At 61.2% G+C, this 15,558-nt stretch carries 17 protein-coding genes and 1 tRNA gene; 9 read left to right on the forward strand and 9 right to left on the reverse strand.

The annotated features are described in order from the left end of the window. Positions 1-74 precede the first annotated feature (74 nt). The 6 genes from sufB (at position 75) to sufA (ending at position 5,777) form a co-directional block, all read left to right on the forward strand. The gene (sufB, locus tag ACZ9IU_RS11090) at positions 75-1,544 is read left to right on the forward strand and encodes a Fe-S cluster assembly protein SufB (RefSeq protein ID WP_038549186.1); all 1,470 of its coding nucleotides are present in this window, start codon (positions 75-77) and stop codon (positions 1,542-1,544) included. Positions 1,545-1,607: 63 nt separating this feature from the next. Continuing rightward, entirely contained in the window at positions 1,608-2,363 is a 756-nt protein-coding gene (gene sufC / locus ACZ9IU_RS11095) for a Fe-S cluster assembly ATPase SufC (protein WP_038542928.1), read from the forward strand. Positions 2,364-2,388: 25 nt separating this feature from the next. Next, positions 2,389-3,663, forward strand: coding sequence for a Fe-S cluster assembly protein SufD (sufD, locus tag ACZ9IU_RS11100; protein WP_038542931.1), 1,275 nt, complete (start codon positions 2,389-2,391; stop codon positions 3,661-3,663). 13 nt (positions 3,664-3,676) lie between these two features. Then, positions 3,677-4,918, forward strand: a complete 1,242-nt coding sequence (locus ACZ9IU_RS11105; protein ID WP_038542933.1) for a cysteine desulfurase — start codon at positions 3,677-3,679, stop codon at positions 4,916-4,918. 11 nt (positions 4,919-4,929) lie between these two features. Next, positions 4,930-5,310, forward strand: a complete 381-nt coding sequence (locus ACZ9IU_RS11110; RefSeq protein ID WP_038542934.1) for an SUF system Fe-S cluster assembly protein — start codon at positions 4,930-4,932, stop codon at positions 5,308-5,310. Positions 5,311-5,387: 77 nt separating this feature from the next. Next, positions 5,388-5,777, forward strand: coding sequence for a Fe-S cluster assembly scaffold SufA (sufA, locus tag ACZ9IU_RS11115; RefSeq protein WP_038542936.1), 390 nt, complete (start codon positions 5,388-5,390; stop codon positions 5,775-5,777). 5 nt (positions 5,778-5,782) lie between these two features. On the opposite strand, the gene ACZ9IU_RS11120 is transcribed toward sufA, so the two are convergent. From ACZ9IU_RS11120 to ACZ9IU_RS11135, 4 genes are all read right to left on the reverse strand, one after another. Next, positions 5,783-6,406 (reverse strand): GntR family transcriptional regulator, encoded by a 624-nt coding sequence (locus tag ACZ9IU_RS11120; protein WP_038542938.1) that lies wholly within the window; start codon positions 6,404-6,406, stop codon positions 5,783-5,785. 120 nt (positions 6,407-6,526) lie between these two features. After that, on the reverse strand, positions 6,527-7,732 hold the full coding sequence (locus ACZ9IU_RS11125; protein ID WP_038542940.1) for an ABC transporter permease: 1,206 nt from the start codon (positions 7,730-7,732) through the stop codon (positions 6,527-6,529). Beyond that, entirely contained in the window at positions 7,722-8,438 is a 717-nt protein-coding gene (locus tag ACZ9IU_RS11130; RefSeq protein WP_038542941.1) for an ABC transporter ATP-binding protein, read from the reverse strand. Before ACZ9IU_RS11130 ends, ACZ9IU_RS11125 begins: the two co-directional genes overlap by 11 nt. 11 nt (positions 8,439-8,449) lie before the next feature. Beyond that, positions 8,450-9,736, reverse strand: a complete 1,287-nt coding sequence (locus ACZ9IU_RS11135) for an efflux RND transporter periplasmic adaptor subunit (RefSeq protein WP_038542944.1) — start codon at positions 9,734-9,736, stop codon at positions 8,450-8,452. 299 nt (positions 9,737-10,035) lie between these two features. On the opposite strand from ACZ9IU_RS11135, the gene ACZ9IU_RS11140 reads away from it, so the two are divergent. Together ACZ9IU_RS11140 and ACZ9IU_RS11145 are read left to right on the forward strand one after the other, a co-directional pair. Next, positions 10,036-10,329 (forward strand): hypothetical protein, encoded by a 294-nt coding sequence (locus tag ACZ9IU_RS11140; RefSeq protein ID WP_051899715.1) that lies wholly within the window; start codon positions 10,036-10,038, stop codon positions 10,327-10,329. 102 nt (positions 10,330-10,431) lie between these two features. Continuing rightward, positions 10,432-10,692 carry a DUF2171 domain-containing protein gene (locus tag ACZ9IU_RS11145; protein WP_038542946.1) on the forward strand — a complete coding sequence of 87 codons (261 nt, stop codon included), beginning with the start codon at positions 10,432-10,434 and terminating at the stop codon, positions 10,690-10,692. Positions 10,693-10,772: 80 nt separating this feature from the next. Here the strand turns inward: ACZ9IU_RS11145 and ACZ9IU_RS11150 are convergent, their stop codons facing one another. The 5 genes from ACZ9IU_RS11150 to ACZ9IU_RS11170 all read right to left on the reverse strand — a co-directional run bounded on the left by ACZ9IU_RS11150 (position 10,773) and on the right by ACZ9IU_RS11170 (position 14,548). Continuing rightward, entirely contained in the window at positions 10,773-10,952 is a 180-nt protein-coding gene (locus ACZ9IU_RS11150; protein ID WP_038542948.1) for a hypothetical protein, read from the reverse strand. Positions 10,953-11,045: 93 nt separating this feature from the next. After that, positions 11,046-11,624: an NADPH-dependent FMN reductase gene (locus tag ACZ9IU_RS11155; RefSeq protein ID WP_038542950.1), complete on the reverse strand. Its 579-nt coding sequence runs from the start codon at positions 11,622-11,624 to the stop codon at positions 11,046-11,048. A 120-nt stretch (positions 11,625-11,744) separates the two neighbouring features. Beyond that, the gene (locus ACZ9IU_RS11160) at positions 11,745-11,870 is read right to left on the reverse strand and encodes a hypothetical protein (RefSeq protein ID WP_258719133.1); all 126 of its coding nucleotides are present in this window, start codon (positions 11,868-11,870) and stop codon (positions 11,745-11,747) included. Between the two features lie 135 nt (positions 11,871-12,005). Further along, on the reverse strand, positions 12,006-13,547 hold the full coding sequence (locus ACZ9IU_RS11165) for a DegQ family serine endoprotease (RefSeq protein WP_038542952.1): 1,542 nt from the start codon (positions 13,545-13,547) through the stop codon (positions 12,006-12,008). 925 nt (positions 13,548-14,472) lie between these two features. Beyond that, a tRNA-Lys gene (locus tag ACZ9IU_RS11170) sits at positions 14,473-14,548 on the reverse strand. Between the two features lie 205 nt (positions 14,549-14,753). Between ACZ9IU_RS11170 and ACZ9IU_RS11175 the strand changes: the two genes are divergently transcribed. Further along, the gene (locus ACZ9IU_RS11175) at positions 14,754-15,512 is read left to right on the forward strand and encodes a cytochrome c biogenesis CcdA family protein (protein WP_038542954.1); all 759 of its coding nucleotides are present in this window, start codon (positions 14,754-14,756) and stop codon (positions 15,510-15,512) included. Positions 15,513-15,558: the final 46 nt, after the last annotated feature.

Raw genomic sequence — 15,558 nt, forward strand, 5'->3', positions numbered from 1 at the left:
AGGGAGGCAATTGTCCCCCCGGATTGATGACAAGAATTGCCGGAATTTGAACCGGCAAGAATTGGAGTATGAACATGGCTGCCGTGCAGGAAACAATCGATCAGGTTCGCCTAATCGATGTGGACCAGTACAAATACGGTTTTGAAACCGTCATCGAAGTGGACAAGGCGCCAAAGGGTCTTTCGGAAGATATCATCCGTTTCATCTCGGCCAAGAAGCAGGAGCCGGAATGGATGCTGGAATGGCGTCTCGACGCCTATCGTCGCTGGCTGACCATGGAAGAGCCCACCTGGGCACGCGTCGAATATCCGAAGATCGACTTCAACGACCTCTACTATTATGCCGCGCCGAAAAGCAGCGCCGGCCCGAAGTCGCTCGAAGACGTCGACCCGGAACTGTTGAGGGTCTACGAGAAGCTCGGCATTCCGCTGCGCGAACAGGAGATTCTGGCTGGCGTTGAAACGCCGCGGGTCGCCGTCGACGCCGTCTTCGACTCGGTTTCGGTCGTGACGACCTTCAAGAAGGAACTGCAGAAGGCCGGCGTGATCTTCATGTCGATCTCCGAGGCGATTCGCGAACATCCTGAGCTGATCAAGAAATATCTGGGCTCGGTCGTTCCGACTTCGGACAATTTCTATGCGACCCTGAACGCCGCCGTGTTCACCGACGGTTCCTTCGTCTTCGTGCCGAAGGGCGTGCGGTGCCCGATGGAGCTGTCCACCTATTTCCGCATCAACGAAAAGAATACCGGCCAGTTCGAGCGCACGCTGATCATCGCCGAGGAAGGCGCTTACGTTTCCTACCTCGAAGGCTGCACGGCGCCGCAGCGCGACGAGAACCAGCTTCACGCCGCCGTGGTCGAACTCATCGCTCTCGACGATGCGGAGATCAAGTATTCGACGGTGCAGAACTGGTACCCGGGCGACGCCCAGGGCAAGGGCGGCATCTACAACTTCGTCACCAAGCGCGGCGATTGCCGCGGCGCCCGCTCGAAGATCTCGTGGACGCAGGTCGAGACCGGTTCGGCGATCACCTGGAAATATCCGAGCTGCATTCTTCGCGGCGACGATAGCCGCGGCGAGTTCTATTCGATCGCCGTTTCCAACGGTTATCAGCAGATCGACAGCGGCACCAAGATGATCCATCTCGGCAAGAACACGTCGAGCCGCATCATTTCGAAGGGTATTTCCGCCGGCAATTCGAACAACACCTATCGCGGACAGGTGTCGATCAACCGCCGGGCTTCAAATGCCCGTAACTTCACCAATTGCGACTCGCTCCTGATCGGCGACCAGTGCGGTGCCCACACCGTGCCCTATATCGACGTGAAGAACGCATCGGCACAGATCGAGCACGAAGCGACGACCTCGAAGATTTCCGAGGACCAAAAATTCTACGTCATGCAGCGCGGCATTCCCGAAGAGGAAGCCATCGCCCTGATCGTCAACGGCTTCGTCAAGGACGTCATCCAGCAGTTGCCGATGGAATTCGCCGTCGAGGCCCAGAAGCTGATCGGCATCTCGCTCGAAGGCTCCGTGGGCTGATGGCCCGCTGTCCGAATATCGCGCACTGACGCGTCACCGAATAAATCCGGAAGGATAAGAAACATGCTTGAGATCAAGAACCTGCACGCCCGTATCGCCGAAGACGGCACCGAGATCATCCGCGGCCTCAACCTCACCGTGAAGGCTGGCGAAGTTGCTGCCGTCATGGGCCCGAACGGCTCCGGCAAGTCGACGCTGTCCTATATCCTCGCAGGCCGCCAGGATTACGAAGTCACAGAGGGCGATATCCTCTATAACGGCGAGAGCATCCTGGAACTCGACCCGGCCGAGCGTGCGTCCAAGGGCATCTTCCTCGCCTTCCAGTATCCGCTCGAAATCCCGGGCGTCGCCACCATGCAGTTCCTGAAGGTTGCGATGAACGAGCAGCGCAAGGCGCGTGGCGAAGCGGAACTGACGACGCCGGACTTCATCCGCCGCGTCAAGGAAGCCGCCGAGAAGCTGAAGATCGACCAGGCCATGCTGCGCCGTCCGCTCAACGTCGGTTTCTCCGGCGGCGAAAAGAAGCGCGCCGAAATCCTGCAGATGGCGCTGCTCGAGCCAAAACTTTGCATCCTCGATGAAACCGATAGCGGCCTCGACATCGACGCGCTGAAGATCGTTGCCGATGGCGTCAACGCTCTGAAGTCGCCGGACCGCGCCACGATCGTCATCACCCATTACCAGCGCCTGCTCGACTACATCGTGCCGGACACGGTCCACGTGCTCTACAAGGGCCAGATTATCCGCTCCGGCGACAAGGCGCTTGCGCTTGAGCTGGAAGAGAACGGCTATGCCGATATCATCGGAGAAGCGGCTTAAGCGGCCCGAAGGGAAGGATGTTGTCATGAACATGCAGACGACAAGCCGCCTCACGGCTGCAGAAACCGCGTTGGTCGAAGCCTTCGGCACGCAGATCGGCGAACTGCCGGGCAATGGCGCCGTGATCGGCACGCGCGACAGGCTTCTGGACGATCTCAAGAAGTCCGGCCTGCCGACCCGCCGCATCGAGGCCTGGCATTATACCGACCTCAAGAACCTGCTGCGTAGCGTCCCCGAAATGACGCTGGTTTCCGCCATTGATCCGATCGCGCCGCTGGTCGAGGGCTCGAAGGTGCTTTCGATCCTGCAGGGTGATGCGGATGCGAAGGCCGCCGTTGACGGCGTCGAGATCACGCTTTTCAAGGACAGTCTCGCTGACGGTTCGGCCGCTGCCGGTCTGACGGCGCTCGACAAGGACGACGCGATCGGCCGCATCAACGGCAGCTTCGTGCGTGATGGTTACGCGGTCACCGTTCCGGCCAATACGGAACTGGATGCGCCGATCGAACTGCAGGCGCTGCACGGCGCCGGCCAAGTTCATACGCGCTTCCCGGTCTCCTTCGGCGCCGCTTCCAAGGCGACGATCATCGAGCGTCACCGGTCGGTGGCTGAAGGTTCAGCGCTTGTGTCCTCGATCAGTGACATCGCGCTGGAGGACGGCGCTGACATTACTTGGATCATCCTGCAGCAGCAGGCTGCAGAAGACACCCATCTCGGCCAGATCCGCGTAAAGCTCGGCACCGATGCCAAGCTGCGCCTTTTCGTCATCAATGCCGGCGGCAAGCTGGTGCGCCAGGAATTGCGGATCGACGTGGCGGGCGAAGGTGCCGAACTGACGCTGCGCGGCGTCAACCTGCTCGGCGCCGAAAGCCATACGGATGTTACCTTGGTGCTCGGCCACAACGTGCCGAACACCAACTCGACGGAAATCATCCGCAACGTCGTGTTCGACCGCGCCAACGGCGTCTTCCAGGGCATGATCCGGGTCGCTCCGGATGCCCAGAAGACCGACGCCAAGATGTCTTGCAACACGCTTCTGTTGACCGACGATGGCGGGTTCTCGGCCAAGCCCGAGCTAGAGATCTTCGCCGACGACGTGGTCTGCGGCCATGGCGCGACGGTTGCCGATATCGAGAGCAGCCATCTCTTCTACCTGATGGCGCGCGGCGTTCCGGAAAATAAGGCGCGGGCCATGCTGGTCAATGCCTTCGTTGCCGAGATCGTCGAGGAACTCGAGGAAGAAAAGCTGGTCGAGGCGCTGGAAGGCGTCATCTCGGCCTGGCTTGAAAAACACGCCTGAGAAGGGGCCTGACATGGACCAGAGTGCACCCTCGACGACCTACGATGTGGAAGCGATCCGCCGGGATTTTCCGATCCTATCGACGATGGTGCACGGCAAGCCGCTGGTCTATCTCGACAACGGCGCCTCGGCCCAGAAGCCGCAGGTGGTGATCGACGCGATCAGCCACGCCTATTCGAGCGAATATGCGAACGTCCATCGCGGCCTGCATTTCCTCTCGAATGCCGCGACCGAAGCCTATGAGGCGTCGCGCGAAAAGGTGCGCCGGTTCCTGAATGCCGGTTCGGTGGACGAGATCGTCTTCACCAAGAACTCGACCGAGGCGATCAACACGGTCGCCTACGGCTGGGGCATGCCGAATATCGGTGCCGACGACGAGATCGTCGTGACGATCATGGAGCACCATTCCAACATCGTGCCTTGGCATTTCATCCGCGAGCGGCAGGGCGCCAAGCTCGTCTGGGTGCCGGTCGACGACGAGGGTGCCTTCCATATCGAGGATTTCGAAAAGTCTCTCACCGAAAAGACCAAGCTCGTCGCCATCACCCATATGTCGAACGCGCTCGGCACCGTGGTTCCGGTCAAGGAAGTCTGCCGCATCGCCCACGAGCGCGGCATTCCGGTTCTGATCGACGGCAGCCAGGGCGCCGTGCACATGCCGGTCGATGTCTGCAACATCGATTGCGACTGGTACGTGATGACCGGCCACAAGCTTTACGGTCCGTCCGGTATCGGCGTGCTTTACGGCAAGTCGGACCGGTTGAAGGAGATGCGGCCGTTCCAGGGCGGCGGCGAGATGATCGTCGACGTCACCGAGGATATCGTCACTTACAACGATCCGCCGCATCGTTTCGAGGCGGGTACACCGCCGATCGTCCAGGCGATCGGGCTCGGTTACGCGCTGGATTATATGGACAAGATCGGCCGCGCCGCGATCGCCCGCCACGAAGCGGACCTGGCCGCCTACGCTGCCGAACGCCTGCGCGCTATCAACTCGCTGCGGATTATCGGCAATGCGCCCGGCAAGGGCGGCATCTTTTCCTTCGAGCTCGCGGGCATCCATGCCCATGACGTCTCGATGGTGATCGACCGCAAGGGCGTGGCGGTCCGCGCCGGCACCCATTGCGCCATGCCGCTCTTGAAGCGCTTCGGCGTCACCTCCACATGCAGGGCATCGTTCGGCATGTACAATACCCGTGCCGAAGTGGATGCGCTGGCCGATGCGCTCGACTACGCGCGAAATTTCTTTGCTTGAGGACTATTGCCATGGCCGCCGATGAAACGGAATTGAAGTGGGACGCCCGCGAAGGACTGATCCAATCCGCTATTCCGGCCGATGAGTTGGCGCGATTGAGCGACGACGTGATCGGAGCGCTGAAAACGGTCTATGATCCGGAAATCCCCGCCGACATCTTCGAACTCGGTCTGATCTACAAGATCGACATCGAGGACGACCGCATGGTGAAGATCTTGATGACGCTGACTGCGCCAGGCTGCCCGGTCGCCGGCGAGATGCCGGGCTGGGTGGAAAACGCCGTCGGCGCCGTCGAAGGCGTGTCCGGCGTCGAAGTCGAGATGACCTTCGATCCGCCGTGGACGCCGGAGCGCATGTCCGAAGAAGCCCAGGTGGCTGTCGGTTGGTATTGATCGATTAATCGGTCGGTACTACATTTGAATCGTGAAACACCGGACCTTGAATCCGCGTGCGGAAGGAGAATGAGCCTATGGGCTTCGCCATTATGACCATGACCGATGCCGCTGCGACGCGCGTCAAACAGCTCGTTGCCAATTCCGGAACGGAGGCCAAGGGCCTGCGTGTGGGGATCAAGAAGGGCGGCTGTGCCGGCATGGAATACACGGTCGATCTCGTCACCGAGCCGAATGCGAAGGACGACATGATCGAGCACGACGGCGCGAGCGTCTGGATCGAACCTTCCGCCGTGCTTTATCTCCTCGGCACCCAGATGGATTTCGAAGTCACGCAGATGCGCTCAGGCTTCACCTTCGTCAATCCCAACCAGACGTCTGCCTGCGGCTGCGGCGAGTCGGTCGAACTGAAGCCTGCGGATCTCGCTGCGCTCGCAAAGCAGCGCGAAGCCGAAGTCCACGCCTGATTACCTCATGAATTCGTCAGATAGGCGAGGAGTGTCTCCATCGCTCTTCGTGCCGCTTCGACGTCGCTCGCCCGGATGGCGCGGATGACGGCGACATGCTGGGTCACCGCCTGATCCAGCCGTTCGATAGAGGCCGTCGAAAACCACCGCCGCCGCGAATGGGTCTGGAGCGGCGCCAGCGCCGAGGTCAGGAACCGGTTGGGGCAGGCCTCCTCGAGGGTCTCGTCAAAACGCTTGTCGGCATCCAGGAAGCCGTGAATGTCACCGGTCGCCGCTGCGGCACCCATTGCCTTGGCGCAGTCGAGCAGGGCGCTGCGCTGCTCATCGCTGGCATGTTCCGCCACCAGGGCTGCTGCAACCGGCTCAAGCTGGCGGCGCACCTGCATGATGTTTTCGTGGTCGCCCTCGATGATCTCGGTGACCTGCAGTCCGACGCGCGGGCGCACCCGCATCAATCCCTGCCATTCGAGTTTCTGGATTGCTTCGCGCACCGGTGTGCGGCCTTGGCCCGCAAGGCCGATGAGCTGCTTTTCCGTAACCAGCGCGCCGGGCGGCAGTTGAAGGGTGACAATGAGGTTTTCGAGCCGGTGATAGGCCTGTCGGCTTAGCGATTCTGCCTCGGATGCCATGCATCTCATCCTCTCTGATATATCACAGGATGCCATGTCGCATTTGGAATGGCAACCGCACGTGATATATCAGGCCAACGTCAATGTTACCGGCGACAGACCCAAGGGGACCGCCGCCGCCTATTCGTGGCGGAGGGCTTCGATCGGATTGAGCTGCGCCGCACGCCGGGCCGGAAAATAGCCGAACACCATGCCGATCGCCGCCGAGAAGGCAAAGGCAAGCAGGATGATCGTCGGGCTCGCGACAAAAGGCACGCCGAGGAAAGTCACCACGCCATAGGCAAGCGCCAGGCCGGCAATTATGCCGCTGACGCCGCCGAAGATCGACAGCATCACCGCCTCGACGAGGAACTGGGTCAGCACCTGCCGCTCAAGGGCACCGATCGCGAGGCGAATGCCGATCTCGCGGGTGCGTTCGGTGACCGAAACCAGCATGATGTTCATGATGCCGATGCCGCCGACCAGCAGGCTCACGGCCGCGACGGCACCGAGCAGCCCGGTCAGCAGCACCGTCGTGCCGGTCATCGCCGCGGCGATCTGCGACATATCGTTGACCGAGAAGTCGTCATCGCGGCCAACCGCAATCCTGCGCCGTTCGCGCAGCAGGCTTTCGACATCCGACTGGACTTTTTCGGTTGCCACACCATCCTGCGCCGACAGGATGATACTGCTGATCGTCGTCGTCCCGCCGATCCGCCGCTGGTGCAGTTTCAACGGCATGATGACCGTGTCGTCCTGGTCCTCGCCCATGCCGGACTGGCCCTTGACGGCGAGCACGCCGACCACCGGGCAGGCGACATTGCTGACGCGGATGTTCTGCCCGACCGGGTTGGCTGCGCCAAAAAGTTCCTTGCGTACCGTCTCGCCGATGATGCAGGCGGCCTGGCTGCCACGGTCCTCGCTGGCGAGGAACGACCGGCCGAGCGACAGATCCCAGTCCTGGGCGATCAGATAATCGTTGTTGGTGCCGATCACGCTGGACGAATGGTTGGCACCGCCGGCAATCACGGTCGCGGTGCCACGGTTCACGGGCGCCACGGCGCGAAGCCCGGTCACCTGCTCCTGGATCGCCCGGACATCCTTGTCGTTGAAGCGCTTGGCCTCGCTGCTGGCACGTCCCGGCCCCCATTGGCCCGGGCGGACGAACAGCGTGTTGGTGCCGAGGCGAGAAAGCTCGGCCTGGACCTTCGCCGTCGTGCCGTTGCCGACCGTGACCATGGCGATGACAGCCGCAACGCCGATCACCACGCCGAGCACGGTCAGGAAGGAGCGCAGCATGTTGCGGCTGATCGCCCGCCAGGCCAGTTTCGTCGTCTCAAAGAACATGGTCGTGCTCCTTCGCCTGCGCCTGATCCGAGGCGAGATGCCCGTCGACGAAGCGCAGCAGCCGCTTACCATAGGCGGCGATGTCCTCCTCGTGGGTGACCATGATCACGGTAATGCCGTTGTCGCGATTGAGCCGGGTGATCAGCTCCATGATCTCGGCGCTGGTCCTGGTGTCGAGATTACCGGTCGGTTCGTCGGCCAGTAGCACGGCGGGATCGGTGACGATGGCGCGCGCGATCGCCACGCGCTGCTGCTGCCCGCCGGACAGTTCCTGGGTCGTGTGCCCTTCGCGGCCCTTGAGGCCCACCTGTTCCAGCGCAACCATCGCACGTTTGCGCCGTTCGCGGTGATCCATACCCCGATAGACGAGCGGCAGCTCGACATTTTCGACCGCGGACGTGCGGGCTAGAAGATTGAACCCCTGGAACACGAAGCCGAGCATATGCCGGCGTAAAAGTGTCAGCTGGGCGCGGTCGAAGCCGCTCGTCGGAATGCCCTGGAACAGGTATTCGCCGGATGAAGGCACGTCGAGCCCGCCGATGATGTTCATCGCGGTCGACTTGCCGGAACCGGACGGACCCATGATCGACACGAACTCGCCCGCCGTGATCGACAGGTCGATATGATCGAGGGCACGGATCGTCGCTTCGCCGTGCCCGTAGAATTTCGAAACCTGCCTGAAGGCGATGATGGGAGGGAGCCTCATCGAAACCCTCCTCAGCTCGCCCGGGCGACAGCGTCCGTGATCAGCAGATCGCCTTGCTTGATCTCACCGGATTTCAGCACCGTGAACTGGCCGTCGCTGGGGCCGGTCTCGACCTGTACTCGCGTCGGCGCGCCTGCGCGCAGAACCCAGACGGCACGACCCGCTCCCGAAGCATCGTCGCCGCCGCGATTGCCGCGCGGACGCGGCGGCGCAAAAAGCCGGGTGAGGAAATTGCCGCGGCTGCGCGCCGTCGTCGGCGGCGAGTAGCGCAGCGCCGCATTCGGCACGAGGAGCGCGTCGGTGACCGATTGCACGGTAATATCGGCCGTTGCCGTCATGCCGGGACGCAGCAGCAGATCGGCGTTGTCGACCGTCAGGATCGCCTTGTAGGTGACGACGTTGGAGACGGTTTCGGAGGCGAAGCGCACGGTCTGGATGGTGGCGGGAAAGTTGCGATCGGGATAGGCGTCGACAGAGAATTTTGCCGCCTGACCCTCCTGCACATGGCCGACATCCGCCTCGTCGACGGCGACCTGCAACTCCATGCGCTTCAAATCTCCGGCAATGGTGAAAAGCACCGGCGCATTGAGCGAAGACGCGACGGTCGCCCCCGGATCCACGGCGCGGGTCAGCACGATGCCGTCGATCGGCGAGACGATCTTGAGCTTCACGAGATTGAGTTCCGACAGCCGCAGATTGGCTTCGGCGGAAAGAACAGACGCCTCGTTGACGGCCTTGGTGGCGAGCGCCGAATCATAGGTGAATTTCGCCGCGTCCAGTTCCTGCTGGGTGGAAATGCGGTTGCTGACGAGGCCGGTCAGGCGGTCGAACGAATTTTTGGCCGAGGCCGCCTCCGCTTCGGCCTTCAGCACGTTGGCCTTTGCCGAGGCGAGCTGGGCGCGGGCGCTCTGGACATCCGCTTCCTGCTTGTTGGTGTCGAGTTCGGCGAGCACATCACCCTGTTTGACAGCACTGTTATAGCTGACATTGACCTTGCGGACGGTGCCGGACAGCTCGCTCGATATGTCCACTTGATCGGTCGGCTGGACCGAGCCTGTCGCCGTGACGATGACCGAGAGGCCGCCGCGCTTGGCCGGCTGCGTTGTGTAATCATAGCGCGGGCCGCCACTGCCCGAATAGCCATAGGCGCCCGCCGCCACCGCAACGAGAACGACAAAGACCGTCGGCCAGATCCAGCGACGCTTTTTGCGTTGGCTTCCCGAGGTGGCCAGGATCGCGGCGAGATCGGGCGTGCCGCTGGTCTTTGCTGTCGGGTCGGGGGTGTTCTGCACGTTCAACGGCCTGTCCTTTGCTGGATAGCGATACAACCAGGGCTAAATCTCTCGCTGCGCCGTCATGGGGCGCAAATCCGCCCGAAGCATGGTCGCCGGGCGAAATTCTTATGCTCTCTCAATGACATAAAACCGGAAATGGTAAAATTTAAATATCGGTAATGCACGTGTATCGAAGAATACCGGCCATTTCATCAGCCTTTAACGGTAGCGTGGTAGCAATAACCAACCCAATTAATGGGTAGAGGGGTAGTATTGTGATTAAGAAATTCTCAACATTAGCCGGCGCTTTCGCAGCTATTCTGATGTCGGCGGGTGCTTCGCATGCTGCAGACGATCTTGTGTTCACGCTGATCAACAAGACAAAGGGTACACTTGAGCGCTTTTACACCTCACCGGAAGGTGTGGACAACTGGGAAGAAGACGTTTTCGGCAACGACGTGCTGGAGCCCGGCCAGAGCATCGAGATCACCATCCGCGACGGCCGCCGTTCCTGCAAATACGACATGCGCTTCGAATTCTCCGAGGATTCCCAGCTCGAAGACATGGAGGACACGCAGGACTTCTGCAAAATGGGTACTTACACCCTGCACCAATAACCTTTGCCAGCGGCGTGTTTTCGAAAGGTCCTGCCTTTTTGAAGAGGCATGCATCGATATCTTCATTCACGCGTTGTCGGTGCGCAGAAAAGGAGATTTCCCATGATCGATGCTGCAAGAATCAAGGAACACGCCGAAGTCATCGGCGCGGATGGCGTCCATGTTGGAACGGTCGACCGCGTCGAAGGCAGCCGTATCAAGCTGACCAGGAAGGACAGCGGTGAGGGCGGCCATAAAGGCCACCATCACTTCATTCCGCTTGAACTCGTCGCCGATATCGAAGGCAACAGGGTACGCCTCTCGGCCGATGGCGATGTCGCAGTGACATTCGAAGAGGAAGAGAGCGGCAAGGGTGTTCATTGATTGGTAGACATGAAAAAGCCGGCGCCTCGAAAGAGACGCCGGCTTTTTCGCATGTCAGATCCCAACTTCAGGCGTCTACGTCATTGTGTCGAACCGGGGACGCCGAAGCGTTCGGGCATGAAGGCGGTCTCTGCCGGTGGGCCGCTAAGGCGGTCCGACTTCGCGGTCACGGTCGGTCCGGCAGGATGCATCAGGAGGGCGACGACAAGGCCACCCGCAATCGCAGATCCCAAGGCAATCAGGACATTCTGGGCGCTCATGGCAACGACTCCTCTATTGCCTGACAACACCCTGAAAACGGGAAGGTTCCGGGCAAAACCGGAACCTTCGGATCAATGTCGCGTGACAGGCTATCAAGCTTTCTCGCGGGCCGTCTTGAGCGCCGTTGCCCACCAGGAAAGATCGTCCAGCATGGTCTTTACGCCGGGCTCCAGATGGGTGAGTTCCGACAGTGCCTTGCCCTGCTGCCAGACCGCGAAGAAATCAGCGCCCTGGATGTGGACGCCGGGGCGGGTCGGAACCATCTGAAGTTCGACCGCGATCGTACGGAAATGCTCGACTGCGCGGGCACCGCCGACGCTGCCGTAACCGACGGCTGCCGCCGGCTTGCGGTTCCATTCCGGATAGGAATAGTCGAGCGCGTTCTTGAGCGCCGCGGTGATCGAGCGGTTGTATTCGGCAATCACGAAGATGTAGCCGTCGAATTCGGCCACCTTCTTCTGCCAGCGCTGTCCGACTTCGTTGTCCGTCGGAACCCAGGCGTTCGAAGCCTTTTCGTTGAAGAACGGCAGCGGGAAGTCGCGCAGATCGACGATCTCGAAGTCCATGTCGTCGCGCTTGGATGCCGTTTCATAGATCCACCGTGCCGGCTTCTCGCCGAACCGGACGTCACGCGTGCTGCCGATGATGATCGCAATCTTTGGCTTGGCCATGAAAACCTCTCGTTTTTGGGAAATGGATTGGGCGGGATCGCAGGAATATGGCGGTAAGGCCAAAGTGGTCAAGCCGACCCAAGGGCAGGCGGAAAAGATCATCCGCTTCACGCGATCGTGTCAGTTCTGAACCGAGAGTTCCGTGGGAGAGGCAAGGATATCGCCGCCACCGAGCGATTGATCCGCATATTTGAACGCCAGGATGCTGAGCACCGAAACGATCATGACGATGAATATGATGCGCATAAAGACGCTCCTTCGTCCGGGCAAACGTCTTCTGCTCGTCAAGGTTCCGGTGGAGAGGATATGGGGCGGGGCCAAACGACCGCCGCCCGGTCGCGACAACCGGGCGGCGCCGAGAAGATAAGGCGGGTTCGATGTTCAGCCGATCGAGAAGGGAACCGCGACGAAGGTCTGGTTTTCGCCACGCTGGATAAGAAGCAGGACCGACTTGCGCCCGGACTTCCCGGCTTCGGCAACCGCCGTCTTGGCATCCTTGGCCGACTTCACCGGCTGCTGATTGATCGAAATGATGATGTCTCCCGGCTGCAGGCCGGCATCGGCAGCCGGTTTGTCGGGGGCGACGCTTTCAATCACTGCGCCGTTTTCCCGACGGGGCAGGTTGAGGGCCTGGCGGATATCCGGCGTGATGTCGGCAAGACCGATGCCGATGGTCGGAACGCGCTGGGCACCCTGTATGGACTTGTCGCCATTGTCGGCGGACGCCTGCTGCTGGTCTGGCTCGTTGCCGCCGACCGTGATGCTGAGGTTGCGGTTTTGACCCTGACGCCAGACGGTGAGGCCTTCCTTGGCGCCGGGCGTCAGGTCGGCGACCATGCGCGACAGGTCCCGCGGAGATTTGACCGCCTGGCCGCCGAGCGCGGTGATGACGTCGCCGGTCTGGATACCGGCCTTGGCTGCCGGCGTGCCGTCGTTGACATTGGCAACCAGCGCGCCTTCCGGCTTGTCGAGGCCGATGGCGCTCGCCACATCCGCCGTCACCGGCTGAATCTGCACGCCGATGAAGCCATGCTCGATCGAGCCGTCCTTCATCAGCTTGGCGACGACCTTCTGGGCCTGGTCGGAGGGAATCGCGAAGCCGACACCGACGCTGCCGCCGTTCGGCGAATAGATCGCCGTGTTGATGCCGACGACCTTGCCCTCGAGATCGACCAGCGGGCCGCCGGAATTGCCGTGGTTGATCGGCGCATCGATCTGGATGAAGTCATCATAGGGGCCGCTGTGGAGATCGCGGCCGCGCGCCGAAACGATACCCGCCGTGACGGTGGTGCCGATGCCGAACGGATTGCCGATCGCCAGGATCTGGTCGCCGGCATTGAGCTTATCCGAATCGCCCCAGGCGATGGTGGCCAAGGGCTTCGGCGCGTTGATCTTGATGACGGCGAGGTCGGATTTCGGATCGGTGCCGATCAGCTTGGCGGGCACTTCCGTGCCGTCGTCAAGCGTCACCTTGATGTCGATCGCATTGTCGATCACGTGGTTGTTGGTGACGATATAGCCGTCCGCCGTCACGACGAAACCGGAGCCGAGAGCCTCGGCCCGCGGAGCCTGGCGCTGCTGCGGCATCTGGCGCGGCACGGGAATGCCCTGCTGGCCGAAGAACTGTCGGAACTGCTCGTCGAACGGGGAATTGTCGCCGAAGGGCGAGCTGTCGTCCGAGGCGACGTTCTGGGCCTTCATCGTGGTGATGATGGTGACCACCGCCGGCTTGTCGGCCGAAACGATCGGCGCGAACGAGCCGCCCGGAGCGACGATGCCGGAAACGGAGCCGGTGACGGAGGTTGCCGTGGTTGCCGCATGCGCCGCGTTGGTGCCGAGAATGACCGGCACGGAGAGCGGCACCGCAACGATGGCGGCGCCGAGAAGGGCAACGATTCGGTGTTTGCGAAGGATGTTGGACATGGAGGTCTTCCTTTCAATCTGCAGCCTTGTCGCCGGGAAGGCAGGCGCATAGGGCGAAGAAGATCGAAGCCGCGCGATGAAGCGCGCACGGCCGATCGGTGGAATTCTAAGATTTACGATGCTGAAAAGTCGGCTTCAGAGGAAAGCCGCTACTTCAGAAAGCCTGATCACCGGGAGGTAGGTGAAGCGGCGTGAACGTCGGGCGATCGAAGTCGACCCTCGGGTGGTCCGGTGAGGTGCATCACCGGGCAGGGCGCCGGTGGTGCCGGGGAATGCTGGTTTATCGGGACGAGCGAGCGCATATGAGCACCACCTTCAGCGAACGATCTGCAACTGGCTCTGCCGTCGCGGCATTTCCGGCCGTCGGCATCACTCAGTCCTGAATATGAAAATACGCCCGGAAGGGTGGAAGGTCAGCTTAATAATAAATAAGGTTCGGAATGCCTCATCCGCCGAATTTCCGGCCAAATCTTAGGCTCTGGAGATTTTCTCCATACAGAATACATAGATATTTCAAATACTTGGCGCACTGATCCAAGTTTTCATCCGTCCGCCGGTTATCGCCGCGAAGGTGAATAGCTGGTAATGATTGGTGTTCGCTCTCAACATGAGCAAATTGTAATCGATAAGGAGTGGCTTTTCGCCCTGCAATTTCGCGTGTCGGATTTGAGAATGGACGGCCGACGTGATCTCGTGGCAGCGACGTGACGTCAATCGGTCGCCCGACCCCGTTCTAAAACTAACGGCAGTCGCGTCCTGATCGGCTTGTGACAGACCGGCTGGATTTCGTCCACCCACATTTTGACAGGCCGATCACACCGATTCTATCCGCCAAGGCGGAACAGGCGGCGCCCGAAGCATCACCCACGCATCAGCCTACAGCGATCACATTGGCATCGGCTAATTGGGGCTGCTTTGATCTAAATGGTGAGAGCGTCGGGGTTCGAACCCGAGACCTACTGATTAAAAGTCAGTTGCTCTACCGGCTGAGCTACGCTCTCCCGCGGCCGCGGATGAGCGCGTCCTTGAAAGTGCGCGGAACATAGGCAGGTGACCTCTTGCGGTCAACCCGCAAAAACAGCAAAAATGCGGCTATCTGCCGCTTTTTCACGGCAATGCGAAAAGGTGATTGGCATTCGCCGCGTCGGGCCATTACCTCAAGCGCAAGACGCGGGCTCGCAAAAGGCCCGCCAGCCGGAGCCGCACGTGTCGATTGCCGAAATATCCCTGTTGAGCGCGCTTCTTGCCGGCGCCCTATCGTTTCTTTCTCCCTGCGTGCTGCCCCTCGTGCCGCCTTATCTTTGTTACATGGCGGGCATTTCGGTCGAGCAGTTCCGCGGCGGCGGTGGTGCGGCGGTCATCGAATCGCGGAGCGGCACGCGTCGCGCGGTGCTGAAGTCGGCGCTGTTCTTCACCCTCGGTTTTGCGACTGTGTTCGTGGCGCTCGGAGCCGGCGCCTCGACGATCGGCGTGCTCCTGCGCCAGCATCTCGATCTACTGTCCAAACTCGGTGGCCTGATCATCATCGTCATGGGCCTGAATTTTCTCGGTGTTTTCCGGATTGGTATTCTCGCCCGCGAGGCGCGTTTCCACGGCGGCGGGCAGCCGGCGACGCTCTCGGGCGCCTATGTCATGGGGCTTGCCTTCGCGTTCGGCTGGACGCCCTGCATCGGTCCGGTGCTTGGCGCTATCCTCGGCGTCGCTGCATCGCGCGATACGGTCGGCGAGGGGGCGGCGCTGCTCGCCATCTATTCGTTGGGCCTGGCCGTGCCATTCTGGATCGCTGCCGGCTTCTCCGGTGCGTTCATGCGGTTCCTCACCCGCTTCCGCCGCCATCTGGGCCTGGTCGAGAAGGTCATGGGAGCCTTCCTGATTCTGACCGGGCTCGCTTTCATCTTCGGTTTCGTCACTTCGGCCGCAATCTGGTTCCAGCAGACCTTTCCAATCCTGATGCAAATCGGCTAACGGAAAACAGTCTTCCAATACGGCCCGCTCATTCGGGCAGGGAACC

This window comes from Mesorhizobium sp. USDA 4132, assembly GCF_056279545.1.

What these genes read in the sequence shown, in the direction of transcription:
- ACZ9IU_RS11160 (WP_258719133.1), bottom strand. Translation starts at nt 11,870, where the DNA reads ATGCGCATCATATTCATCGTCATGATCGTTTCGGTGCTCAGCATCCTG.
- ACZ9IU_RS11150 (WP_038542948.1), bottom strand. Translation starts at nt 10,952, where the DNA reads ATGAGCGCCCAGAATGTCCTGATTGCCTTGGGATCTGCGATTGCGGGT.
- sufD (WP_038542931.1), top strand. Translation starts at nt 2,389, where the DNA reads ATGAACATGCAGACGACAAGCCGCCTCACGGCTGCAGAAACCGCGTTG.
- ACZ9IU_RS11155 (WP_038542950.1), bottom strand. Translation starts at nt 11,624, where the DNA reads ATGGCCAAGCCAAAGATTGCGATCATCATCGGCAGCACGCGTGACGTC.
- sufB (WP_038549186.1), top strand. Translation starts at nt 75, where the DNA reads ATGGCTGCCGTGCAGGAAACAATCGATCAGGTTCGCCTAATCGATGTG.
- ACZ9IU_RS11145 (WP_038542946.1), top strand. Translation starts at nt 10,432, where the DNA reads ATGATCGATGCTGCAAGAATCAAGGAACACGCCGAAGTCATCGGCGCG.
- ACZ9IU_RS11140 (WP_051899715.1), top strand. Translation starts at nt 10,036, where the DNA reads ATGTCGGCGGGTGCTTCGCATGCTGCAGACGATCTTGTGTTCACGCTG.
- ACZ9IU_RS11125 (WP_038542940.1), bottom strand. Translation starts at nt 7,732, where the DNA reads ATGTTCTTTGAGACGACGAAACTGGCCTGGCGGGCGATCAGCCGCAAC.
- ACZ9IU_RS11130 (WP_038542941.1), bottom strand. Translation starts at nt 8,438, where the DNA reads ATGAGGCTCCCTCCCATCATCGCCTTCAGGCAGGTTTCGAAATTCTAC.
- ACZ9IU_RS11110 (WP_038542934.1), top strand. Translation starts at nt 4,930, where the DNA reads ATGGCCGCCGATGAAACGGAATTGAAGTGGGACGCCCGCGAAGGACTG.
- ACZ9IU_RS11105 (WP_038542933.1), top strand. Translation starts at nt 3,677, where the DNA reads ATGGACCAGAGTGCACCCTCGACGACCTACGATGTGGAAGCGATCCGC.
- ACZ9IU_RS11120 (WP_038542938.1), bottom strand. Translation starts at nt 6,406, where the DNA reads ATGGCATCCGAGGCAGAATCGCTAAGCCGACAGGCCTATCACCGGCTC.
- ACZ9IU_RS11165 (WP_038542952.1), bottom strand. Translation starts at nt 13,547, where the DNA reads ATGTCCAACATCCTTCGCAAACACCGAATCGTTGCCCTTCTCGGCGCC.
- sufC (WP_038542928.1), top strand. Translation starts at nt 1,608, where the DNA reads ATGCTTGAGATCAAGAACCTGCACGCCCGTATCGCCGAAGACGGCACC.
- sufA (WP_038542936.1), top strand. Translation starts at nt 5,388, where the DNA reads ATGGGCTTCGCCATTATGACCATGACCGATGCCGCTGCGACGCGCGTC.